The 23,653-nt window shown below is 70.7% G+C and carries 20 protein-coding genes and 1 pseudogene; 12 read left to right on the forward strand and 9 right to left on the reverse strand.

Going from position 1 to position 23,653, the window contains the following annotated elements:
• Nucleotides 1–190: 190 nt before the first annotated feature.
• From ACMXN5_RS03710 to ACMXN5_RS03725, 4 genes are all read left to right on the forward strand, one after another.
• Nucleotides 191–313, forward strand: coding sequence for a hypothetical protein (locus ACMXN5_RS03710; RefSeq protein WP_439673965.1), 123 nt, complete (start codon nucleotides 191–193; stop codon nucleotides 311–313).
• A gap of 325 nt (nucleotides 314–638) precedes the next feature.
• Entirely contained in the window at nucleotides 639–1,112 is a 474-nt protein-coding gene (locus tag ACMXN5_RS03715) for a hypothetical protein (protein ID WP_439673966.1), read from the forward strand.
• Between the two features lie 85 nt (nucleotides 1,113–1,197).
• On the forward strand, nucleotides 1,198–1,452 hold the full coding sequence (locus tag ACMXN5_RS03720) for a hypothetical protein (protein ID WP_439673967.1): 255 nt from the start codon (nucleotides 1,198–1,200) through the stop codon (nucleotides 1,450–1,452).
• A gap of 334 nt (nucleotides 1,453–1,786) precedes the next feature.
• Nucleotides 1,787–2,866, forward strand: coding sequence for a terpene synthase family protein (locus ACMXN5_RS03725; RefSeq protein ID WP_439673968.1), 1,080 nt, complete (start codon nucleotides 1,787–1,789; stop codon nucleotides 2,864–2,866).
• A 133-nt stretch (nucleotides 2,867–2,999) separates the two neighbouring features.
• On the opposite strand, the gene ACMXN5_RS03730 is transcribed toward ACMXN5_RS03725, so the two are convergent.
• Both ACMXN5_RS03730 and ACMXN5_RS03735 read right to left on the reverse strand, forming a co-directional pair.
• A complete protein-coding gene (locus ACMXN5_RS03730; protein WP_439673969.1) occupies nucleotides 3,000–3,641 on the reverse strand; it encodes a nucleotidyl transferase AbiEii/AbiGii toxin family protein in 642 nt (213 codons plus the stop codon).
• Between the two features lie 10 nt (nucleotides 3,642–3,651).
• Nucleotides 3,652–3,975, reverse strand: a complete 324-nt coding sequence (locus tag ACMXN5_RS03735; RefSeq protein WP_439673970.1) for a hypothetical protein — start codon at nucleotides 3,973–3,975, stop codon at nucleotides 3,652–3,654.
• Nucleotides 3,976–4,492: 517 nt separating this feature from the next.
• On the opposite strand from ACMXN5_RS03735, the gene ACMXN5_RS03740 reads away from it, so the two are divergent.
• Complete coding sequence (locus ACMXN5_RS03740) at nucleotides 4,493–4,615, forward strand: hypothetical protein (RefSeq protein WP_439673971.1); 123 nt, start codon at nucleotides 4,493–4,495, stop codon at nucleotides 4,613–4,615.
• A gap of 7 nt (nucleotides 4,616–4,622) precedes the next feature.
• Here the strand turns inward: ACMXN5_RS03740 and ACMXN5_RS03745 are convergent, their stop codons facing one another.
• A complete protein-coding gene (locus tag ACMXN5_RS03745; RefSeq protein ID WP_439673972.1) occupies nucleotides 4,623–5,477 on the reverse strand; it encodes a helix-turn-helix domain-containing protein in 855 nt (284 codons plus the stop codon).
• A gap of 30 nt (nucleotides 5,478–5,507) precedes the next feature.
• On the reverse strand, nucleotides 5,508–6,029 hold the full coding sequence (locus ACMXN5_RS03750; RefSeq protein ID WP_439673973.1) for a DUF6879 family protein: 522 nt from the start codon (nucleotides 6,027–6,029) through the stop codon (nucleotides 5,508–5,510).
• 771 nt (nucleotides 6,030–6,800) lie between these two features.
• On the opposite strand from ACMXN5_RS03750, the pseudogene amcA reads away from it, so the two are divergent.
• A pseudogene (gene amcA / locus ACMXN5_RS03755) lies at nucleotides 6,801–6,908 on the forward strand (multiple cyclophane-containing RiPP AmcA); the annotation flags it as partial.
• Nucleotides 6,909–6,929: 21 nt separating this feature from the next.
• Here amcA and ACMXN5_RS03760 read toward each other — a convergent pair.
• The 3 genes from ACMXN5_RS03760 to ACMXN5_RS03770 all read right to left on the reverse strand — a co-directional run bounded on the left by ACMXN5_RS03760 (nucleotide 6,930) and on the right by ACMXN5_RS03770 (nucleotide 9,995).
• Nucleotides 6,930–7,556, reverse strand: a complete 627-nt coding sequence (locus tag ACMXN5_RS03760) for a pentapeptide repeat-containing protein (RefSeq protein ID WP_439673974.1) — start codon at nucleotides 7,554–7,556, stop codon at nucleotides 6,930–6,932.
• Between the two features lie 1,161 nt (nucleotides 7,557–8,717).
• Complete coding sequence (locus ACMXN5_RS03765; RefSeq protein WP_439673975.1) at nucleotides 8,718–9,536, reverse strand: hypothetical protein; 819 nt, start codon at nucleotides 9,534–9,536, stop codon at nucleotides 8,718–8,720.
• A gap of 141 nt (nucleotides 9,537–9,677) precedes the next feature.
• Nucleotides 9,678–9,995: a hypothetical protein gene (locus ACMXN5_RS03770; RefSeq protein WP_439673976.1), complete on the reverse strand. Its 318-nt coding sequence runs from the start codon at nucleotides 9,993–9,995 to the stop codon at nucleotides 9,678–9,680.
• Nucleotides 9,996–10,178: 183 nt separating this feature from the next.
• Between ACMXN5_RS03770 and ACMXN5_RS03775 the strand changes: the two genes are divergently transcribed.
• Nucleotides 10,179–10,604, forward strand: coding sequence for an ester cyclase (locus tag ACMXN5_RS03775; RefSeq protein WP_439673977.1), 426 nt, complete (start codon nucleotides 10,179–10,181; stop codon nucleotides 10,602–10,604).
• 769 nt (nucleotides 10,605–11,373) lie between these two features.
• The gene (locus ACMXN5_RS03780) at nucleotides 11,374–13,725 is read left to right on the forward strand and encodes a hypothetical protein (RefSeq protein WP_439673978.1); all 2,352 of its coding nucleotides are present in this window, start codon (nucleotides 11,374–11,376) and stop codon (nucleotides 13,723–13,725) included.
• A 78-nt stretch (nucleotides 13,726–13,803) separates the two neighbouring features.
• On the opposite strand, the gene ACMXN5_RS03785 is transcribed toward ACMXN5_RS03780, so the two are convergent.
• Together ACMXN5_RS03785 and ACMXN5_RS03790 are read right to left on the reverse strand one after the other, a co-directional pair.
• Nucleotides 13,804–14,490: an eCIS core domain-containing protein gene (locus tag ACMXN5_RS03785; protein WP_439673979.1), complete on the reverse strand. Its 687-nt coding sequence runs from the start codon at nucleotides 14,488–14,490 to the stop codon at nucleotides 13,804–13,806.
• Between the two features lie 207 nt (nucleotides 14,491–14,697).
• Nucleotides 14,698–16,170, reverse strand: a complete 1,473-nt coding sequence (locus ACMXN5_RS03790; protein ID WP_439673980.1) for a COG1470 family protein — start codon at nucleotides 16,168–16,170, stop codon at nucleotides 14,698–14,700.
• 195 nt (nucleotides 16,171–16,365) lie between these two features.
• On the opposite strand from ACMXN5_RS03790, the gene ACMXN5_RS03795 reads away from it, so the two are divergent.
• From ACMXN5_RS03795 to ACMXN5_RS03810, 4 genes are all read left to right on the forward strand, one after another.
• On the forward strand, nucleotides 16,366–17,121 hold the full coding sequence (locus ACMXN5_RS03795) for a helix-turn-helix transcriptional regulator (RefSeq protein ID WP_439673981.1): 756 nt from the start codon (nucleotides 16,366–16,368) through the stop codon (nucleotides 17,119–17,121).
• 178 nt (nucleotides 17,122–17,299) lie between these two features.
• Entirely contained in the window at nucleotides 17,300–20,554 is a 3,255-nt protein-coding gene (locus tag ACMXN5_RS03800) for a hypothetical protein (protein ID WP_439673982.1), read from the forward strand.
• Nucleotides 20,551–21,303, forward strand: coding sequence for a DUF4255 domain-containing protein (locus ACMXN5_RS03805; RefSeq protein ID WP_439673983.1), 753 nt, complete (start codon nucleotides 20,551–20,553; stop codon nucleotides 21,301–21,303). Before ACMXN5_RS03800 ends, ACMXN5_RS03805 begins: the two co-directional genes overlap by 4 nt.
• The gene (locus tag ACMXN5_RS03810) at nucleotides 21,300–23,474 is read left to right on the forward strand and encodes an ATP-binding protein (protein WP_439673984.1); all 2,175 of its coding nucleotides are present in this window, start codon (nucleotides 21,300–21,302) and stop codon (nucleotides 23,472–23,474) included. Before ACMXN5_RS03805 ends, ACMXN5_RS03810 begins: the two co-directional genes overlap by 4 nt.
• Nucleotides 23,475–23,653 lie beyond the last annotated feature (179 nt).

Below are 23,653 nucleotides of genomic sequence, written 5' to 3' on the forward strand. Positions count from 1 at the left end.
TCCCGACGGTGTTCAAGAGGCGCTGACCAGGGAAAAAGTCCAAGCCGGGGCCCCGCCGGATGTCTTCGCCGCTACACCTGGCCGCCCTCGGCAATGCTCACTTCCCGGACATCCACAGGACCCACACCGCCCCGCGGTCGCCTGGACCCCCGGGCGCGGCTTGTTCGTCTCCTACGCCGGACACCAGAAAGTGTTGTGGACACACCGCCCCGGTGACGGCCTCAGCGGCTCCTGGACCGCTCCCCGAGAGTTCGGGCAGGGATACCGCAGCCTGTCGCCCGCGCTCGACGCGGCCGGCGACAAACTGGTGTGAGCCCGCGCCCGCACCCGCGCCGGCACCGGCACCGGCACCGCACTCCCGATGCTCTCCCTGCCCGGCTCGGCCGACGCCGCCACCGGTACCTTCGAATGCACCGCACCGTCCAGGGCACCAGAGGCCCTCTTCAATCCCGTCGACTGGCGCGCCGGGGTCCCCCATTCACACACATCCACCCGTCGGGGTGACCGTACAGCCTGCGTCGCCCAAGTGCGGGCACCTCGTCGTCCGGGCGGGTGAACGCCCGCGCGCCTGACTCGACTCGGAGTGGCGCGGGCCTGTACGACTACCCGAACCAACGAATCGTATGGATGGGAGTCGGATGCGTCTTCCACTGCGTTGCCGGTCCGCTGCTGCCGCCGCGGCAGCGCTGTCCGCAGTGGTGTGCTCCGCACCGGCGACGGCCGCGTCGGCCGAGGCGTGGGACAGCGGCGCGAGCGCGTGGACGCCGAGGGAGCGCGCGCAGCACGCGAACGACTTGGGTGACGACCGGCTGCCGATCGCGGTGTCGGCCGTGACGAACCGAGCCAAGGCCGACGAGGACGTCCGTGAGTGGGTGCCGCCGTATCAGCCGTACGACTGCACGTACTTGGCGGACCCGGTCGCGATGAAGGCCCGGTGGGGTCTCGCGGTTGACCCGGCGGAGCAGGCCGCCATCGCCGACCGGGCCGCCGCACGCCGGCGACATCGAGATCACGGGTGTCCGCACGCCGGCCCCGGCGCCGGCCGCGGTCCAGCGCGCCGCAGCCCCTCGGCAGCGCTGCGGTCGGAACCCGTCGACAGTCGGGTCGCCTGAGAACGATCGAAAGGACAGCCGTGCGCCTGCGCAGCGTCCACGTCGCCGTCGGCTTTGCCGCGGCTGCGGCCGAGAAGGAGGAGTCATGACAGGCCTTGGGTCTGTGGACCTCTACAGCGAGCCCGACCAAGGCGGCGACACGGTGTCCGTGTCGGCGACCGGCGTCGGTGGAGGCCGCGCATCGTTGAGCGAGCCGTTCACCGCCCGTTCCGCCCGGAACAACACGAGGTTCACTGCCGAGTTGTTCACCGAGGACGGCGCCACACACCAGATGCCGCCGAAAGCCGCGGTGAACTTCGATGACCCCCAGCAGTTTTCGGGAGCCTTCTTCACCTCGTGAAGCCCCTTGCCACCGTGTCGGCACCGGGGCGCGGCAGAAGGCGGCGTCCGCCGTCAGCAGGTGATCCGATGAGCGGTTCGGGCGGGGCTGCCCAGTGGTGGTCCCGCCCCGTGCTGTTTGCCAACGTTCAACCCGGATCACTGCCGATCTCGCGCCCCGATGGACCTCGAGCTCGGGGGCCTCGCCGATCGAAAACCCGGGCGACCCCGGGGAGCGAAGGCGAGGACGAGCGTGTGACGGTCGACAGGGTCGCCAGGGCTACGGCAGGGCCGCTGACGGCGGCACCTTCGCCGGGATTGATGCCACCACTCACCACTTGGCCAAGGAGGACGGCATGGACCCTCAACTCAACCCCATCCTGCTGGAGCGGACAGCTCCCGTGCGGCCTGGCGTGTTCCGGATTCCGTTCACTCGACGAGTGAGCCCTGACGTGGACCGAGCCGCGACACATCACGCGGCCTGGCTCCTGGAGCACGGAATGGTGCGCAGCCCGCGTGCCATCGAGGGCATCGCATCGTGGGACATCGCGCTGGTCTGCGGCGTTGTCCTGCCGCATCTCCGCGGCGCGGACTTGCGGCTGTGCACGGACTGGATGGGCTGGGCCATCATTTTCGACGACCTCTTCGACGGCGCCGTCGGCAGCAATCCCCGGACGGCAGCCGAGGTCATCGAGAACCTTGCCGACATCGTGCACGGCGATCCCGAGAACCCCCCACATGTCAACCACCCCGCCGAGAGCGCGCTGGTCGACCTCATCCGGCGCACCGGACAGCGCATGTCCGCCATGTGGTGCAACCGCATGTTCAACAACACGCTCGACTGGCTGACCGCCATGTCGAACGAAGCCACCCAGCGGCGCGTCCGCCGCGTGTGGACTTTCGACGAGTACATGATCCAACGACGCAACAACGTATGGGCCCGAGGCGCCCTGGACCTGGTGGAGATCGGGACGGGATACGAGTTGCCCGATGTCATCCACAACTCATGGGAGTTCGACTCCCTGCGCACCCGCACGGTCGACGGGTGCGCCTGGATGAACGACATCTACTCGCTCCCCAAAGACATCACCCGCAACGACCCCAGCAACGCCGTCCTCGTCCTTGAACAAGAGCGCGGCATGTCCCGGGCAGACGCCACTCGACACGTCGTCGACCTTACGTACGGCGCCTTGGCGGAATACCGGAAGATCAAGGCAAACCTGCCCGCCCTATTCGGCCACCTGGGGCTGTCAGCCGCCGAGCGCGAAGGCTGCCTCCGCTGGATGGCAGCGGTCGACCAGTTGTGGATCGGCGCGAACGACTTCCACCTGTACCACCCCCGCTACCGGCCCGAGACCATGGCGAAGCCCGTCAAGGACGACTTCCTCGACGACCTCCACCTCGCGCCCGAGCAGGCGCGACGTCACACCCTGTAAAGAGTATTTTGTCCCGCAAATCGTCTTTGGTTCCTCTCGGACGAACCTGGACTGACTCAGGCACCCGAAGAGGAAGAGCTCGCACTGTTCACCTGAGCCACACGGAGAGTGCGGCTACTCGCGCCGGTGCCGACTATGCATCACTGATACGAACGGCCCACGCCTTGAGCCGCCCACGCATGGTCGTGATCTGCTCTTCGTTCACGCCGTAGACCGCGTATTCGCGATCCGGCCAGCGATCGACGGCTTGGAGGGCCAGAGCGAAGTAGGAGCGGTCAAAGCCTGCGTCGTGTTCTTCGGCCAGTTCGAGGAGGCGTTCCTCTGTGTAGCGGCCGGAGGCGAGGGCGGCGTCGACGTCCAGGTAGTCGCGTGGGGCGGCTCGGCCGAACAGGGTGGTGACCTTGTTGGCGACCGCGTCGTCGGGGTGGAGCACCGGGCCGATGTCGAGGTGTGCCGGTGGGCGGGATCGCCAGTCGCAGCCCATCTCGACTTTCGCCGCGCGGCCTGCCTCGTCGATCGCCGTGAAGCGGGCGAACACGTCCCCGAGGAGTTCGACGTCGACCGTGAAACCGTCGGTCCGGTAGGCCGCAGCCACACGATCCACCGCCTCAGCGAACGCCGTGGGGTCGGTGACGTCGGTGAACAGGTCGACGTCGTCCGAGACGCGTTCGAGGAAGCCGTGGGCCTGGACCGCGTAGCCGCCCGCCAGGACGAAACCGTACGAGGCCGCAGCGGCGAGACCGACACGGGCGAGCCTGGCATGCAGGGGATCCATGGCCGAAATGCTATGCGGCGGCGGGCACCAGGTCCGGGAACCTCGACTCCCACATCACCCGCAGACGCAGCGGCAACCACAACCGCGACCACACGTGCGCCAGCAGGTCCCCGTTCACGTGACGACGAAGATCCTCGGCATGCATCGCCTCACGAAGCACCGTCTCGTACAACAGACGCACATCGGCGTCGTCCGCCAAGTCGTACGACTCCTTCGGGGTCCAATCCAGTGAAGTGGGCAGCACGACGACGCCCTCCGCCGGGCCAGCCAACTCCGCGAAGCCGTCCGGCACCGCATACGGCCGGACATCTGCGTAGTGCACGCGCGCGTCCATGCGTCCAGTATGCCAACGGACGCCAGAGAGACTCCGCCCTGTGGACCAGTTGTGGACCACACGCCCTGCGCGAATCGTCACGATACGGTGGAAATAGAACGTCACAGCGAGCAGGCAAATGCCTCCGACCTGCGCAAACGCTCCCCTCGCCCAATTGGGGGTCAAGGGGTCGCAGGTTCAAATCCTGTCGTCCCGACGGTGTTCAAGAGGCGCTGACCAGGGCAAAAGCCCAGGCCAGCGCCTCTTGCAGGTTTAGACCGCTTTCCGGTTGGGCAATGCCCGGCGAAGCGTCCATGGGCCAGCTACCGACCGAACCCGGTCCGAACCGACGTCAGATAGACGCGCAAAGCCTCACCCGCGCTCGTGATCGATCGCACGTCGGGGTGCAGATATCGCAACGACGTGGCCGTCGCTCGGGGTCCATGTGGACCAGACGAGTCCTTGGACCCCGAACTCTCCCATCTTCTCGAACCACAGCGTGATGTCGAACACCATCTGTGGAACGGAGCCGGCGGACTTGCTGCGCACTCGTGCCGAAGAGCAGAGCGCAAGCCTCGGCATGATTACGCCCGGACTCACCATGGAGGTCCTCCTCGGGGTCCGGCTGCGGCTCACCTCGGCGCGTTCGGCCGATTCGTGAGGAGAAGTCAGACCAGGGTGTTCATCGCCGCGCCGATGCACGCGCGTGCTCGGGCGCCGTGGACGGCGAGGCGGGTGAGTTCGGCGAAGGCGCGGAGGTAGCCGTCGACTTCGCTCGGGGCGGTGACGCGGATCTCGGCGGTGAGCAGTTCGATGTGTACCTGGGAGTCGTCGAGGACGAGGAACGACTCGAGGGGCAGGATCGAGTCCCGGCGTGCGCGCAGCGGCACGATGCCTACGGAGACGGCGGGGAACGTCATCAGGGTAAGGAGGTGGTCCAGTTGCTCGGCCATGACGGCGTCGTCCGCGATGCGGTGGTGAAGGACCGCTTCGTCGATCAGCAGTACGAATGTGCGTTCTCCGGGTGTCCGGACGATCGAGGATCGCGCGAGCCGGGCGGTTGCCGCCTCCTGCGAGTCGTCGGGGATGCGGTCGAAGCGGGCCACGGAGGCCAACAGGGCCTGTGCGTAGGCGTGGGTCTGTGCGAATCCGGGAAGCACGTCACAGCGATACTCGCGAAAGCGACGTGTTCCTTCGAACTCGGCGGTGTAGGACTCCTGGAGTCGACGCAGGCCGCCCCTGTGTCGCCGCTTCAATTCCACGTACAGGGAGTCGACATCCCGGGAACGAGCGAGCAGGTCCTCGACCTGGTCGTCCGCGCCACACACCGCACACCAGGTGCGAAAGTCGGCCGGTGATGGAAGCGTCGTGCCGGTGGTCAGCCTGCTGGACTTGGAAGCGTGCCACCCGGCCCGGGCCGCGAGTCGGACGCCGTCGAGACCCGCGTTCCGCATGATCTCGCGCAGGCGCGCACCGAGCGCCTCGCGAGCGGCCTGCGCGCTGGAGGACGGTGAAGTGGCCATGGCTACGCGTACGAGGGGTGAGGGTCCGGTTCAGCCGAGTCGATACTCCTCGTGCGGAGTGGCCCGCTCCCACAACCGCTCGAACGCCGCCGCGTACGCGGCGGCCCGCGCGGCGTCGCGGACCAGTTCGTGGCCGATCATGCGATTGTCACCGCCGAAGTGATGCAGCAGCAGAACCCGCTCGTCGAACACCCAACCGTCCAGCGCGGGCAACAAGAGGTCGCCCGCGCGTGCGCGAGGCAACCAACGGACCTGCTCACCGGCCTTGATGTTCTGTCCGGTGCCGACGTGCTCGTAACGGAGGTAGTCCGAAACCGGTTCGGACACCACCCGCAACCGGCGGAACGCGACACCGCGACCGGTCGCCGCGACCACCTCGTCCAGGAACGGTGCCCACCACGACGCCTCCTCCTCATCCGAGAGCCGCCCGGCGCGCCACGCCTCGAAGTCCTCGTCCTCACCGTCGACGGCGTAATCGTCCCGGGTCTCCCAATGCACCGCGGACAACCGGGCCGCGCCCATCAGTTCACCGAGGCGTTCGGTGAAGGGCAACTCAACAGCGCCTCGCCCGGCAGCCAACCTTGGACGACGACCTCACCGGTCTCGTCGTCCACCCACACGGTGGGCGATGCGCCCGTCTTGCTCTCCGGATCCTTCGCGATGAACCGTAAAGCCACGACGCCCCCCGAATCGACGGATGCGCACGGACTTCTACGACCTTCACCCTCCACGGCGACAGCGGTCAAGTTCATCGACGCAACAAGGCCGCCGACAATTCGACTTCATGACAAGCCGGTCGCCATATTCGTCTTCGCCCCATCAGGTCTCGGGCATCGCATGCAGCGATCCGACGGCTTGTGGGAGCCGGCGATGTCGGAGCCCCGGTGAATCACCATGCACATGTATAGAAGCCCGTGGAGAATCCCGCCGGGCGGCGGCACCCTGACACCAGGGCGGAAACCGGTAGCGCCCGCGACGCCCGACCGGCCATCGGTCGCCTTCGCCGCATCGGTACACATGCACCCACCCGGCGTCCTGATCCGCATCGCATTCGAACGGGGGTTCCGATGTCCGCGCGCCTGACGACCGTTCCGAAGTCGGTGATCATGCAGCCCACCACCTTGTGCAACCTGGACTGCCGCTACTGCTATCTGCCCTTCCGCAAGACGAGGCACCTCATGTCGCCGGTCGTCGCCGAGAGCGTCGCGGCGAGCGTAGACCGCTGGGCCGCCGCCCGACCCGGCTTCGAAGTCGTCTGGCACGGCGGGGAACCCCTCACCGTCGGCCGCGACCACCTCGCCGCCCTCATGGCCCCTCGTCGCCGCCGCCCGCGCCACCGTTCCCCTCGCCGGATTCGACAACCGGCCCACCTGGGACAACCAGGGCCAGCGCTTCGACAACCGGCCGACCTGGGACAACTGGAGCAAATAACCGCACCCGCCGGACGGCGGATCAGCGCGCGACGACGAAGCCTGCCTCCGCCGCGAGCTGCTCCGCCACCTCGCGCGCCTGGTCCCCGTCCAACGTGGCCCCCCGCAGCGTCATCAACCCGCGCACCCCGTCGAGACGCGAACCGCGCACATCCGCCCCCCGAGCCGATGTCGCCTCGAACTCGGCACCCGACAGATCGCAATCACGGAAAATCACCCGATCGAACGAGCCGGACAACACGGCATCCCTGAACGAACACCGCTCGAACACCGTCCACGCCCGGCCACGCTCACGGCCCAGCGCCATCATGTCGAACCGCGTGTCCACCGCGTACACGTCGTCGAGCGTGCCGCTCAACGCCAAGCCCACAGCCCGACAACCGTCCAACTCCACCCGGGACATCCCGACCTCGCGCCACCGCGCGTTGGACAAATCGCAGCGCCTCATCAAGACATCCGCGAACCGCAACGGGCCGATGTGCGTCTCGTCCAGGCCGACGTCCGTCAACGACCCGTAGGTGATCGCACCCTCGGACCGGACCCCCGTGTGCACACCGCCCTCGACCACCACCGCCGTCAGATCCACAAGGCCCTTGAAAGAAACCGGATGCTCCCCCAGGTCCACAGCCTCGAAGTTCGGACGCTGCACGGACCGACGCTCGCCGAAATCGCGGAACTCCATAGTCGCCAAGCCGGATCGAGCACCGCAAACGGGCAACCCCGACGCCAACGCACGCCATGCGGCACGATGCCTCGGCTCGGTGAACTGCGCCCGTTCCGACTCCGAACTCACAAGCTTCCGCGCAAGTAGGCGGGACATACCCCGCACGCGGCTGTACGCGAGTTGCTTACAGGTCGGATAGACCGAGCATCCCCAGCGGTCTGGTGCGCACCGTGCTCGCCACCGCCCTCGGCGACCACTACGCGCACAACGCCCACAAAGCCGCACGCACCCCGCGCCTGATCCCCGGCGTCTGGTGAATCCGGACGCCGCGACCGCGACCACGCCGGCGCGTTCCCGGTCGCGGTGGCCGACGGCCTCCACGATCGTTGTGTGGGGGGCTTGACACCCGCATTCGCGGACCCCGGAGGGAATCGCCTCGCGTGGCGTGTGGCGCGAGGCGGCCCCGGGGATCATGCCGCACGGCGGTAACTCCTGCGTTCGGTGTCGGATCCCGGTGGGTGGTTCGAGTGCGCGCGATCGTGCCGCAGCATCCGGTCGTCGTCTCGGGCTGCAGGTCGTGAGGGCGGCCCTCGGTCCCCGAACTCCGTCGGGCAGCCTTGGCCCCGGCGTGGCGGTGACGCCGCGACGCCCCCTCGAGCAGCAGCTCCGGCTTCGCGCCGGACTCTCCGTTCGTGTCCCGCCCATGCACTCCCTCCGACGTGCCGCCGGGTCGACGGGATGTGCCCGGCTTGGGAAAACAGGCAGCCGATACCGGGCCACGTCGTTCGGGTGCCGTGGAGTGGTCGCGAGTCGCCGTTGCCGAACGGGACGCCGACAACGCGGACATCGCACTCCGGCAGCGACGCGTCGTCGAGCCCGTGATTTCGGGGTCGCCGCGCCGGCTCGTTGGATCGGTGACGGGGGCCCGACGCCGGCGGACATACCCATGGACGAGCAGGATCATGGCACACCGCACGCTGCGCAGTTCCGCATCGCGGCCGAGGGAGTACGGCGCACCGCGAAGCGCGTGCTCCGATACGGCGGTCTCACGGTGGCCGTCTGCTCCGCAGGTGTGCTGCGAGTGCCGCGGCTGCTGTCGCGATGCCCCCGGTCGGGGCGGCGCCCCGGCCGGTGGGGCTTCCCGACTCACGGCGTCTTCACCGGGGTCGGTGTCCGGTGGCGCCGGCGTACGGCTTCCGGGTGCAGGTACAGTCGTGCGGCGATGTCGGGCCAGGAGTCGCCCCATGCCCGGTCGTGCGCCACGGACGCGCGCGTCAACTCGTTCACCGGTGCGACCAGTTCCCGGATGTCCCCGCAGTGGTGTTCGTCGGGCGCGATCCCGGCGACGCGGGTCGCGGCGTCGGACAGTTGCTCGGCGGTGTCGCGGATCAGGTCGGCCAACTCGGCGGCGCGCGCCGGATCCGTGTGCGGGGACGGCTTCGCGAGGCGGCGCCGATCGCTGTGGCTCGCCCGCCGGCACGCGGACGAACGGTATCGGCGACCGTGCGGCGCGGTGAGCGGGAGTGCGCGCGGGCAGGGCGTGTTGGCGCAGGTCCGCCGGGTCACGACGGACGTCCGTGTCGGGCGCGGCGCCGGGGGGCCGGCGAGGGATGTCGTGGTCAGTGCGAGCGCGCCGGCCGTCGCGGCGCCCGCGGCCCACGCGGCCGATGTCTTCTTCGGGTACCAGATCGGTTCGTACATGTTCGGCAGTGGTCCGAGCGCGCCGACGTCGACGTAGCGGTAGAGCAGGATCGCGCCGAGCCCGGCCGCAGCGACCAGGACCGCGAACACCCGCATCGACCAGTGTCGGATCGTCACGACCAGCAGGGCCGCCAGGGAGGCCGTCGCCGCGTCGATCCGAAACAGCGTGCCCTGGAAAATGTCCTCCGTTTTGCGGTCGAAGACCGCCGCCAGATCGGCGTGCACCCACGCGTCGACGGCCAGGGCCGCGGCCGTGACCACCACCAGGAGCGCTTCGCCCGGTCCCGGGAAGTGCCGTCCGAGGCCGGGGGAACGTCGTGGCGCGGTGGGCCTCGTCCAGATCCTTGGTGAGCGAGCGCAGTTCGGCCTCGGAGACGGCCGGCTCCCACGTGTGCCTGCGAGTGGTCACTTCACGGTCCCTTCACTGCTCGGGAAGGCGTCCTTGGTCGGGTAGAAGGCGTCCGGGAACCCGACGCTGCCGCCGGCGGTCGGGAGTTTCGCCGCGTCCGGCGAAAGCGCGATCAGGTCCGGGGCGCTGCCCGCGAGCAGCGCCTGCACCACCGGCAACACCGCCCGGTGCTGGGCCTCGACCGGAGCGACCGAACCGAACAACCGACGCAGCTTCGGGTCGCTCACCTGCCCGACGTTCTTGGCGTACTTCCGGGCGGCGCCGCACCCGTCCCGCAGGTCCCGCCCGGCAGCCGAGGGACCGACACCGGACATGCCGGCCGGCTTCGCGGCGGTTGACCTTGACGCGAGGGCAGGGTTTCCACTGGACGTATCGAGAGCAGGAACGCGCACCGAACGCCCCCTGCGGGACCGCGCGGCGCCGCGCCGTGTCTTGTGGTGCCGCCGGGTCCGCACCCGCCGGGCGCGCCCTGCTCGGTGAACCGAGGAGAAGAGCCCGTGAGCACGAACCCCGAGAAGAACATGGCCCTGATGCGCGCCGCCTACAAGGCGGTGGAGAGCCGCGACGTCGAGGCGGGCGCGGAGTTGCTGACGGAGAACTTCATCGCCAACGTCCCCGGTGCGCCGGAGCCGCTGATCGGGCGGGAGGTCTGGAGGTTCGGTACCCGAGCCATGTTGAACGGGTTCCCCGACCTTCGGATCCACGTCGAGGAGATGTTCGGCGCCGGCGACAAGGTCGCGGTGCGCGTCCGCTTCGGCGGCACCCACCAGGGCACCTTCCAGGGCATCGAGGCGACGCAGCGGCAGGTGAGTTTCGGCAGCGTCGAGCTGTACCGCTTCGAAGGAGACAGGATCGCCGAGGAATGGGTCGCCCCGGACATGATCTCCCTCCTGCGGCAGATCTCGGCCGACCCCGTGCACTGAACCGGCTGCCCACCGTCGCAGATGCCGTCGCAAGAGTCCGGCACCGTCCTGCCGCCACCCGCCCATTCACAGGATCGTCCGCCATGGTTACCCGGTCGCCGACGACCGCGCCCGTGCACCAAGCCGCGGTGGCGGTCGAGGTGTCCGATCACCACCGCGAGCGCCACTGCCCAAGGCCGACTTCGGGGTGGGTCGTCGGTGGGGTGCTCCTCCGGGGCATGCGGGCCCGGTGGCAGTCACCGAACGACCCGGCCGCCTCCGGGTGCCGGTCGTCGACCGGCGCCCGGGAACGCCCTCCGTTCCACGACTGCCACATGGGTCCCGCCCCCCGAGTGTCCGAAGCCGCATGCGTCGCGCAAGCGCGGTTCCGGCGGGGTCGGTACGGTGCCCGCGCCACTTCGGCAGGGTCGGGGCGAGGTGCCCCGTGGTGACCGGCACGGTTCGTGGGGGCGGCGGGGGCAGGCGGGATTGCCCTCGGAGGCACCCTCGCGGCCGTGGGCGGCGCGCCATTGTTGCGGGATCGTGGTCGGGACCCTCGGCGGCGTAGGAGGTCCGGCTCATGTGGCAGCGGCAGGTCGACGCACCGGGACATGCCGGGCGGGACACGCGCGCGGATCGGCGACGCCGGTCGAGCGCATCGCCCACCCCGGCCCCACGGCCCGGCGATCGGCTCACGCGCGACACCGTGTCGGCCCTTCAGGGCTCCGCCGGCAATGCGGCCGTCGCGCGCATGCTCCGCCCGAGCCCGCCCTCGACCGTGCCGGTCCCGGTGCAGCGTCTGCGATCCGACGAGGAGGAGGAATCCGACGACGAGGGGCAGCCCGCGCAACAGCCCGCGCAACAACCCCAACAGCAGGCGCCCGCACCGAACCCGAATCAGGTCAGGGCCGGGATCACGACGCTGGTGGACAACCCCCCGATGGTGAACTACGGCGCTCGCCGACAGGGCCGGGCGCACGGGGAGTTCTGGATGCGGTTCGCCCGATCCAAGCAGGGCGAGGAGGCCGAGGAAACCCTGTCGGAGACCAGCGCCCTGCTCTTCGACAGCATGAAGGGCGCCCAGGAGCAGGCGCGCGAGGAGGATCCGGACAACACCGCCGAGGACAGCAACAACCGCGAGGTCCAAGGCATGTTGATCAACGGACGACTGGTGTTCGCGTCGAACTACAACTCCTCGATCGACACTCTCGTGGAACGCGGTCGGCACGAGGTCGGGGCAGAGCCGACCTTCGGGGAACTGCTGGAGTTCGAGCAGAGCGACGCGGCGCTCACCCGCGGCCTGCGCGGGCACGAGGCGGAGAACGTGCGCGCGAAGCTCGCGAGTTTCCGCCGCAAGAACCGGGCCATCGTCACCGGGCAACGCGGCGAGGGCGAACAGCAGCGGGGCCCGGACCCCACTGCCATGGCCCTGCGCGCGAAGATGGACTCGCCGGTGATCGTGGTGGACGTCGAAGACCCGGACCTGCACGGGATGCTCACCGACGAGGACCACGAGGGCAGGGTGTTCCTGCTCCGGTTCGCCGCCCTGAATCCCAGGGCCAAGAAGACCGGCAAGAACAAGGGGCAGCAGACCCAGGAGGGGTCCGTGCACGCGGAGCAGAAGCTGCTCCTGGCGCTGCGCCACGCCGGGATCAGGCCGCGCCGGGACGTCAGGGGCCCCATCTCCATCATGGGCAAGTATCGCCCCTGCATGGGCTGCGCCGCGGCGCTGATGTACTACCGGGAGCGGCTGGACTTCACGAACCTGACGTTCGACGAGAACTACGGGCACTACTTCCAGGGTTCGGTGGACTCCCTCTACGAGCATCAGCGACACGTCATGGACGCCCACTACCTGGAATACATCCGGCAGATGGTCGCGGAGGACATCACCAGCACCCCGGCCATGGCGCACGAGGCCGCCCCGCAGGGCGCCGTCCATCGTCGCGGCGGCCCCTCCCTCAGGGTGCCCGGGGCATACGCGTCACGACAGGCGGACGTGACTCCGCCCACCAGCGACGCGGAGCTCGACGAAGAGGACACCTACCGCCGGATCACCCGTCCCCTGACGGACACCTGGACGACGGAGACGGCGGCCGCCGGCATCGGCAAAGGCTCCGCCACGCACACGATCCCGCGACGCCGGCACGAACGGCTCACCCCCGGGCAGGAAACGGAATTGCGGGAACTCTGGAACGGCAGGCCCGGCGAACCTCCCACCAACGCTAGCCGGCGACGGGCCATCGAACTCGCGGACCGCTACAACGCGCGCGATCAGATGACCTTCGAGTATCTCGCCAAGTTCGTCGCCCTGCACCCCGACCGGTTCAACGGCTATGTCGCCCGCTTCCGCGACAGAGGTCACTGGAAACATGTGCCCACTCGGTCCAAGAAGGTGGAGACCGTACCGAAGAACCGCAAGAAGGGCGCGGTCGAGAAGCAGTTCACCAAGGGCGGCGACCTCGATCAGGAAGGCATGGACACGATCCGGGCGGTCATCGAGAGCCTCGGCAACGACGGTTGGTGCCAGGAATGGAGGCGCGCCGACGACGGCAGGAGCACCGCCGAACTCAACGCGACCAAGGCACCCGACGCCCTCCTCAGGACGCTGGCCGAACTACGCCGCGACCACCACTACAGCGTGCCGAGCCTTTCCAAGTACCTGCACACCGGCGCCAACGGCGACAAGCTCAGAAAGGCCATCCAACGCAAGGGCGAGAAGCTGCTCGCCCAGCGCGAGCAATCCGAGACGCCGATGAAGACCGAGGACGTCGAGATGGAGGACGCGGCACCGATCAAGACCGAGGACGCCGAGGACGCCGAGGACTTCGACATGGACGACGAGCCGTGGTCGGTGCCGGCGGGCCTCACGGGCGGATCGTCCTCGTCGATGACCCTGCCCCACCGGCCGGGACCGAGCATCGGGATCGGCGAGGCGGGCAGCTCCTCCGGTACGTCGTATCGTGATCGGCCCCGGGAGATCGGCGGCTACACCCTGCACGTCGAACCGCGTACGGGGCAGGCCACCTACATCGACGAGGACACCGGCTACGTGTACGTCCATGTCGACGGCCGCATGGTGCGCATCGACAGGGGCGAGGACGAGGACGTCGAGATGGGCGGCGGCCACCGTCGCCGCTGAGCCGTTAGGGGCGGACCGTACCGCGGCGCGGCGATCCCGTACACCCGGCCCGCCTCGGCCCCGGCGGCGGAACTCGGCCTACCCGTCCTCGCCTCGCTCCTCGCCGACGGGCCGCGGTCGGGTCGCCGCCGGGGTGCCGGGCGCGGGCTCGCGCAGCACCGGCACCGGGCCGCTCATCACCTGTCGTGCCTGCCGCTCCGCGGCCACCTCCCAGCGGTCGGTGGGATGGGAAACAGCCAGCCCCCGATGGTCGACCGCACCACCGACGGGACCCTGTTGCTGCTGGAGGTAGTGTCCCAACTCGTGGGCCAGGGTATGCCTGCCGTTGCCACCCGCACCCACGACCACGTGCCGGCCCGAGGTGAAGGCACGGGCACCGACCTCGGCGGCCGAACCGCGTGCCAACTGCCCGCTGTGCAGGCGCACTCCGGAGAAGTCGGCGCCACCGAAGCGGGCCTCCATCTCCTCTCGTACGCCGGTGTCGAGCGGGACACCCGGACGGCGCAGGACCCGGTGCACCAGGGAACGCCGCCCCGGGGGTTCGGAGTCCGGGTGCCCACGATCGGGATCGTGTTCGTGGCGCTGGATCATCCGGACCACGGCGGCGTTGCCGATCGAACGTTGCAGAGCCCCCACCCGGTCCGCCCCCGAGGGCGGCGCGGGCGTCGGCCCGGGCGTGGTCGCCTGCCGAACGACCCGGCGCCGCACCGGCTCGGGGACGGGACCCGACGAAGAGCGCGCTCGGTCGGCCGCGGGTGTACGCATGACCCAATCCTCCCGGATCCGAGATGTCGCGTCGGGGCGAACGGCAACCGCTCGTCCCGATGGGGCAATGAGGGTTGCCCTTTCGGTGAACTCTGGCGAACCCACCGTTCCGAGGCATACCTTCGACCTTCCCTGGGGAACCCTCCCCCCGACGTCGGGTCGTTCAAGGTCGATCACGTCCGGCGTGCACATGTTTACAAACCGGTTCTAATCGGTTCTACCGAGCACACCACTGACGTTGAGGACTTCATGGCACCCGGCAGCCTGCTGCCCGGTGGCGGGGGTGCCGGGTTTGGCGCAGGTCACGGACGCCGTGACAGTGCCGTTCGCGGGAATCTGGATGGGGGTGACCCAGTGGTAGTCCTGATTGCGGAAGGTCTCCAAGGCGATCGTGGTGATCTTCTGTTCGCCGAAGGAGATCGTCACCAGGCCCTCGTCGCCCTGGAAGTTCGACACCACGAGGTCGGTGATGGCGAACACGCTCTTGTCCGGGACGCGGTATGTACCCGCCTGCTCGCTGCCGCCGCCCGTCTGTACGTCGATCGTGGCCGAACTCTGCCCTCCGCCACCGCCCCCGGTGCCCGTTCCACCCCCGGAACCGCCGGGCTTGGACCCGCCGGCGGCGGGAGCCGCCGACTCGCCGGCACCGGTACCGCGGCCACCGGTCTGCCCGGTGGTGGGGCCCGCCGTTCCGAGCGCGTCCTGTTGTTTCCCGGCGTCGCGGGCCACTTCCTTCTCGGCGGCCTTGGTTCCGGCCTGCTTCGCGGTGCTGCGCACCGACGGCCGGACCAGCGCGAACCAGGCGATGAGCAGGGCCAGCAGCGCCGCCAACAGGATCAGCAGCCACTTCGGCAACACCGGGAGCTGCACGAACTCGCCCGGCAGGGCCACGGGTTGGCCGAGCGGTTGCTCCGGGAGGACGCTCGCGACGGCCACGGCCGAACCGCCCACTTCGGCGGGTGCCGGGACCGTGCCGGCGTCGGCGACCACGCCCGTTCGTGCGCTCGCGTCGGCTCCGGCACCGTCGCCCGCGTTGACAGGCACGACAGGCACGACAGGCACGACAGGCACGACAGGCACGAGAGTGTCGACCGCGGCCTCGAACGGCCAGGTCGTCGGTGCGCCGAACCAGATCAACTTCCGGGTTCGCACGCGCAGTCCCGCGTCGGCGGACTCGCCCGGCACCAGGCGCCGTCGCACCGGCGTGAAGGTGAGTCGCAGTTCCTCCCCGGCTTGGCTGCCCGCGAACACGACGTCGACGGGTGTGTTCCCGAGGTTTCGCACCGCCACCCGGTAGCGGGCCCCGAGCCAGCCGCGCCTGCGCCTCGGTTCCATGTCGGCGCGTGGTTCTCGAAACGCCTCGACGATCACGGTGGTCTCCGGCACCACCACCGCCTCGGGATGCTCCGCCGGCAACACGCGGACGGCCAGCGGCGTCTCCCCGGCACGCACCTCGAACGACCGGGGTGGCGCGAGTCGGATCGTCACTTCCTCGGAGGTGCCCGGGTACAACGAGACACGAGCCGGCTCGACGGTGCTCCACGCGGCGCACTCGCCGACCACCTCCAGTGTGTACGCCTCGACGATGTCGCTGTCGTTGCGCACGGTCAGGGTCGTCGTCGCTACGCCACCGGGCGTCACCGTCACCGGCGGGATTTCGAGTTCGGCAGGTGTGGTCACGATCCGAAACTAGCCGGCCGAGCCGCGTCCGCCGCAGAGACGGGAGGGCAACGCACGGGCAACGGCGCTGCCCCCCGCGCGCACGGCCGGGTCGCCGGGTCGTATCCCGCCCGGGCCCGCGGTTCCTGACGGACACGAAGACGAAGGCCCCAAGTCCCTTCCGGTGGCAGTACTCGAACGAACGGACACCGAACGATGACATCCCAGGCCACGACGTCCGAACCCCCGACCTCTCGACGACCGCGCCGCCCGACCACGACGTCGACGACGACGACGACCGCGACGATCACCTCGACGGCCACGCCCGCCGGCCCGACTCCGGCCGCGCCCCGTCGCGTCTCGGTGGCCGTGTACGCCGAGGACCTGATCCTGCACACCGGCGTCGTACAACAGCTGCGCCAACGCCCGGAGATAGAGCTGATCGCGGAAGCCGAGGCGGACCGGGCACAGACCTCCATAGTCGTGGTCGACATGCTCGACGAAACCACCGTGCGGTTGTTGCGCCGGCTGCAACGCAACACCACCACCCGCACCGGGCTGGTCGTCGGCGTATTCGAGGCGAACGCGTTACAGACGATGATCGAATGCGGCGTGGCCGCCGTGCTGCGCCGCGCCGACGCCGACCAGGACCGGCTCGTGCACCTGGTGACGGCCATGGCGAACGGCGAAGGGGTTCTGCCCGGCGATCTGCTCGGGAAACTCCTGGATTACGTCGGGAGTCTCCAGCGCACCGTGCTCGACCCTCGGGGCCTGACACTGTCCACCCTGACGGCCCGAGAGGCCGAAATGTTGCGCCTGGTCTCGGAGGGCTTGGACACCGCCGAGATCGCCCGCGAGACCTCCTACTCCGAACGCACCGTCAAGAACGTCCTGCACGACGTCGCGACCCGATTGCAACTGCGCAACCGTGCCCACGCCGTCGGCTACGCCATGCGCCAGGGCCTGATCTGAGCCCGTCGCGGCGCACCCACCCCGTCGGCGCCGGTGTCGGGGCGGGTGCGCCGCGGCCCGGGAGGGCAGCGGCGGTTCCCCGGCCTGGGGTACTCCCGGCCTGTCCCGGCGCCCCTACCGCCGAAAGGCTGGCCGTACGGCCCCTGGAGGCCACTCTCGGCCGACTGTGAGGTGAGGCGTGATCGGCAGCGTTGGCCCGGTCGGCGGCGGGTCCGGTCGGCGGGGCGGGCCGAGCGGCGTGGTGGCGTTGACGGTCGCGCTCGTGGTGTTGGGCGCCGCGTCGGCGGCGGTGCTGGTACCCGCCTCCGCGCCCGCGACCAGGGCCCCGGCGGCCGGACCCGGCGACGATCCCGCCGCCCCCGGCATGGGACGGATCACCTTCGCCGGCACCGAACACCGCAGTCTGGGACGGGTGTCGGGCCCCGAGTCCAGCGATCCGCTGTTCGGCCCCGGACCCGCGCACTTCGACCGGCAGTCCTCGGCGCGCGGCGATCTTTTGGTCTTCACGAGCCTGCGCGACGAACCCCGGCCGCAGGTCTATCTGCGCGACGCCGGCGGCGCGATCCGCAGACTGACCAGCGGCCTCGATGCCGCGCACCCCGAACTCGCCCCGGACGGACGGTCCGTGGTGTTCGACGCGGCCGAGCCCGGCCCCGGCGGAGCCGTCCGGCACGACCTGTGGCTGGTCGGCGCCGACGGGGCCGGGCTGCGCCGACTCACCGACTCCCCCGCCGACGAGACCTCCCCGACCTTCTCCCCGGACGGCTCGCGCATCGCCTACTCCAGCAACGCCGATCCCGCGTCGGGGCGCCAGATCCTGGTCCGCGCCGTGGCCGGCGGCCCGGAGACGCGGATCAGTCACGCTCCCGCCGGCGACGCGAGCGAACCGTCCTGGAATAGGGTGGACGACACCGCCCACCGCGACCTGGTCGCCTTCACCCTGGACACCGGGCCCACGACCGGGCCACGCCTGTGGCTGACGGACGGCAGGGGCGGAGATCGGCCGCTGCTCGCCGGCGGCCCGGCCGACTGGCGTACCGAGTCGGCGGAGTGGTTGCCGGGCGGCGACGGTCTGCTCTTCCTCAGCCCCGATCTGACCTGCGGGTGCAACCCGTTCGCCAATGTCTACCGCGTCGAGTCGCGTCCGGACGCCGTCCCGGAACCGGTGCTGAAGGAGAATCGCGCGGTCGACTCGCCGACCTGGCTCGGCCCGCTCAACGGAGGGAGTGTCGTCGTCACCCGAACGACCGCCCCCGCGTCGCACGTGGCGACCCTCCAGGACGCCCGGCCGGACGGCTCCGATCCGCGTGACCTGGGACTGCCCATCCTCACCGAGGATCCCGAGGCGGACATTAACACCGATCCGGCGCGAGACCCGCTGTTCGTCCCGAGGCCGGGCTACGACCCGTGGACGGAGCGGCAGAACTACACGCCGGACGGCAGACGCATCGTGGTGACCCGGTTCGAGAACATCGGGGACAGGCGCGTGGAGCGCGTCTGGCTCGCCGACGCGGACGGCGCGAACGCCGCCGCGCTGCCGTTGGCCGGACGCGGCCCGAACGACTGGGACACCGATCCCACCTTCTCCCCCGACGGCACGCGTCTCGCGTTCACCCGTACCTCCCCCGGCGGCGTCGGGTCGGCATCGGGCCCGGGCCGGATCCTGGTGGCCGATGTCGCCACCGGCGCGATCGTCTCCCGGATCGAGCCACCCGCCGGGCAGGGGACGGGCTCCGACGCGCAGCCGACCTGGTCCTCGGACGGCACCACGATCGCGTTCACCCGCACCGCGGTGATCGACGGCGGCGGTGGCAACAAGCACATCTGGACCGTTCCGGTGAACGCCCTCGACCGCCAGCGGGACGTGAGCGGCACGATCTGTCCGGGCAGTTGCCAGGTCATCGACGACAGTCCCGCCTTCTCTCCGGACGGTCGCTCGCTCGCGTTCAACCGCAAGGACGGCGGCGGTCGGGTCAACGAACGCACGGGTGTGCTGGTCGCCTCCCCGACGGGCGACGGCTGCCGGGTCGTCCTGCCGGCCGGGCTGCGCAACGACCCCGGGGCGTGCCGGCGCGACCTCCCGGACACCACGGCCACCGGCCCGTTCCAGCCCCGCGACGTCGCGTGGTCCCCGGACGCGAGCCGCCTCCTGCTCACCTCGCGCCGCACGGTGGCACCGAATTCCCCGGAGGGCCTGTCCACCCTGGACCTGGCCTCCGGCGTGCTGACCCCGTTCGCCCAGGGGTTGCCGGGCCGGCAGAAGGAGCCCGGCTACCAGCAGTCGGTCGACCTCACGCTCACCGCGCCGACCACCACGACACCCGTCGAGGTGGGCTCCCCGGTCACGGTGACCGTCACCGTCACCAACCGCGGCCCGGCCGCCTCGCCGGGCACCGTCTTCACCGTCGCCGCCCCGCCCGGGGTCCGCCTGGACTCGCTGACCGGCTCCGCCGGATCGTGCGCGGCCGGATCACCGCAATGCGAGTTGGGCGTAGTGCCGCCCGGCGCGGCGGTCTCGGTCACCGCGCGGCTGATCGCGGTGACCAAGGGCGATCAGGCGGTCGGCTGGTCCGTCGGCGGAGCCGTCGTCGACCCCAACCCCGGGGACAACGCGGCTCGCACCGTCGTTCCGGTCGTCCCCGTCACGCCGCCCACGTCGAAACCACCCACCTCACCGCCGGCGAGTACACCACCCGCGAGTTCACCCCCGCCCACCTCGCCTCCGGCCTCGACTCCTCCGCCCACCATCCCGCCGAACCCACCGCCGGCCTCGCCACCGCCCCCGCCTCCCGCCGGCCCCGCGCTGACCGTCGTGGCACAGCCGAACCCCGGCTTCGTCGGCGGCCGGGTCGTGGTGACCTACACGGTGCGCAACGGACGCAACGCCCTGGCCACCGGACTGCGCCTGAGACTCGGCCTGCCCGCCGAGATCCCGGCCGGTCCGGCACCCGCGGGCTGCCGCGGCGGGGTGTGCGCGCTGGGCGACCTGGCACCGGGCGCCTCCCTGGTGCTCCGGGTCGTACTGGCACCGGACAGGGCACTGCACACCACCGTCGACGGCGCGCTGACCACCACCGGTACCGACGCCGACCCCACCGACAACGCGGCCCGCGTCCCGCTCGACATCCTGCAACCGCGCATCGTGGCCGTACCCGCCGTGGGCAAACCGGGCTTCGTCACCTCCGTGCGCGGTGTGGACTTCCCGCCCGGCGCACCCGTACGGCTGACCTGGACGCCCGGCATCACCGCGGCGGCGGCTCCGGCGGCGGCCGGAAGCGACTTCCGCTTCATCACGCAGTTGCTCATCCTGGTCAAGGACGCCATCGGGCCGCGCACGATCACCGCGTCCGGCCCCGGTTTCGGCCCGGTCACCACCCCCTTCCTCGTGGTCTCCGGCAACATCGGTCCGCCCGACGAGGTGTCCCGCCGATGATCCACGAAGTCGACGAGGCCCTGCGGCTGTTGTTGGTGGACGCGGGGTTGTCGGACAACGGCGTCGACCTCGTCTTCGACGCCCCCACCAGCGACTGGGCGGCGCGGCGCAACGCCCCCACGATCAGCGTCTTCCTGTACGACATCCGGGAGGACGTCGGCCGTCGGCGCACCGGCGCGACCGAGGAACACGACGACGACGGCGTGGTCGTGGCGTGGCGGGCGTTGCCGCGTTGGTTCGAACTGACCTACCTGATCACGGCCTGGACCAACCGACCCCAGGACGAGCACCGCCTGCTCTCCGAGGTGCTGCGCTGCCTGATCCGATCGGACGTGCTGCCGGCCCGCCTGCACACCGGCTCGCTCGCCGAACTCGGCCTCGCCGTCGACATCGAGGCGGCCGGCCCCGGCGGGGGTGGACCCTCGGCCTCGGACCTGTGGTCCGCGCTGGGCGGTGAACTCAAGGCGTCCATCGACCTGCGCGTGCGTGCCCCGCTGGCCGGCGACCGCACCGCGGCGGGCCCACCGGTCACCGATGGGCTGGTGGTACGCACCGTGCCCGACTCCGCGCCGGCCCGGGACACGGGGGGCTCCGGAGGCACCGCACCGGAACCCGGGCGCCGACTGCGCTATGCGGACACTACCGGCCCGGGTCCCGACGGCTTCACCTCCCCACGCGACCGGCCGCCGCCGGCGGCCCGACGCCGGCGCACCGGAGGACGCGGCGGTATCGCCGGTGGTCCCGGATGACCCACGATCTGCGCACCCGACCGGACATCGACGGGGACGGGGACGGGGACGGGTCGCGCGAGTTGTGGGAGCGGCTGGCCCGCGTCGAGGAGCGGGTGCGCCGCGCCGTCGCCGCACGCCACGCCGTCGACCCGGATCCGGACGATCCCTACCGGGGGCAATACCTGACCCCCGAGGCGGTCGAACGTATCCTGGAGTCCCCGTCGGCTTTCCTGCCCACCGCGAACCGCGACGGCCCGACGCCGTCACCTGCCGGCGGCCGGCTCGGCCGACTCGCCGCGGACTTCGCCCTGTTGCCGCTGGACGTGGAACTGCTGCTGGTGGCCATGGCACCGGACGTCGACGCCCGTTTCGAGCGCCTGTACGGCTACCTCAACGACGACCTCACCCGGCGGCGCCCGACCGTCGGTCTGGCCCTGGAACTGTGCGGGCAACCGTCCGCCGGCGCCGGTCGGTTCCGGCTCGCGCCCGCCGCGCCGCTCGTCGCCGGCGGTCTGCTGGAGTTCGCGGAGTCCGAATCGCCTTTGCTGTCCCGCGTGTTGCGCGTTCCCGACCGGGTGACCGCGCACCTGCTCGGCGACGACGGGATCGACGCCCGGCTCCTGGGCGTGGCGCGCGTGGTGGAGGGCGGGCGCGAGCCCGAGACGGAGGCGGCGCCGCTGCTGGTCCGGGCGGCACAGGCCGCGAACGCGCTGGTGTATCTGCTGGACCGGGGCGGCGACCCGCTCCGGCCGGCGATCGACGCGTTGGCGTCCGCCGGCCTGCGCCCGGTGGTGGTGGACGTTGCCGCGCTGACGGCGAGTCCGGCGCCGGGTCCGCTCACCCGCGTCCTGGCGATGGAAGCCCGCCTCGGCGGTGCCGGGATCGTGGTGGGCCCGCTGGAGGCGATGGCCCCGCAACGCCCCGAACAGGCCCGGCTTCTTCGCGAGTTGTGTGCGGCGTGCGGCGGCGTACCGTTGTTCGTGTTCGGGACCGAGGGTTGGGATCCGCTGTGGTCGCGGGAGAGTCCGTTGCTGTTCACCGTGCCCTCGCCGGCCCCCGCGCAACGGGCGCGGGAATGGTCGTGGGCACTCGCCCACGCCGGATCCACCGCTCGCGTCGACATGGCGGACCTGCCGGCGGCCGAACTCACCGAGGCGGTGGCGTCGTACCGGTTGAGCGCGGACCAGGTCCGCAAGGCCGCCGACGTCGCCGTCCGCATGGCCGAAGTGGAGAGACGCCCGCTGCGCGCGGACGACCTTCGCGTCGCGGTGCGCGCGCAGAACGGTGCCGGACTGGAACGCCTGGCCCGCCGCGTGGAACCCGCGGTCGGCTGGACGGACCTGGTCCTGCCGGAGCCGACCCGGCGTGCGCTGGGCGAACTCGCGCTGCGTGCGCGCCATCGCGACCGAGTGCTCGGGCAGTGGAGGATGCGGCCGGGCGGCGGCCGGGGACGCGGCGTGATCGCGCTGTTCGCCGGCGAGTCCGGCACCGGCAAGACGATGTCGGCCGAGGTGTTGGCCGCCTCGCTGGGGATGGACCTGTACGTGGTGGACCTGTCCACCGTGGTGGACAAGTACATCGGGGAGACCGAGAAGAACCTGGAACGCATCTTCGTCGAGGCCGCCGACGTCAACGGCATTCTGCTGTTCGACGAGGCCGACGCCGTCTTCGGGAAACGTTCGCAGGTCAAGGACGCCCACGATCGCCACGCGAACATCGAATCGGCCTACCTGTTGCAGCGCATGGAGTCCTTCGACGGGATCGCCGTGCTCACCACCAACCTGCGGGCCAACCTGGACGAGGCGTTCACCCGACGGCTGGACGTGATCGCGGAGTTCCCGATGCCCGACGAGCGCCAACGGCTTGCCCTGTGGGATCGCTGTCTGGGCACGGAGTTGCCCCGCGGGTCGGACCTCGACCTGGAATTCTGCGCCCGGCGCTTCGAGTTGGCGGGGGGTTCGATCCGGGCGTGTGCCGTGACCGCGGCCTATCTGGCGGCGGAGTCGGGTCGACCGTTGACGATGGCACAGGTCGTCTCGGCGATCCTTCAGGAGTATCGCAAACTCGGACGGCTGGTCCTGGAAAGCGAGTTCGGCCCGTGGTTGGGCCGAGAACGGCCCGATGGCGCACGCCCGAGCGCGCTCGACGACGACCGTCCGCCCGCCACCGGCGGCCGTCCGCGCCCCTGAACGTGCGCTGCCTGTCCGTACCCGGTCCCCGGTACCGTGCCCGCGCGTCGCATGCCCGGTGAAGTGCCCTCGAAGGCAGCGTCGTTGCCCCGGGTGGGGGACCTTGGGGCCTACGTCGGCCGGGACCGCGCGGGCAAGACTCGGCTTCGACCGAGCAGTGGGCCAGCCGAAGGAGCGAG

It is taken from the genome of Embleya australiensis, assembly GCF_051903075.1.
GTDB lineage: Bacteria > Actinomycetota > Actinomycetes > Streptomycetales > Streptomycetaceae > Embleya.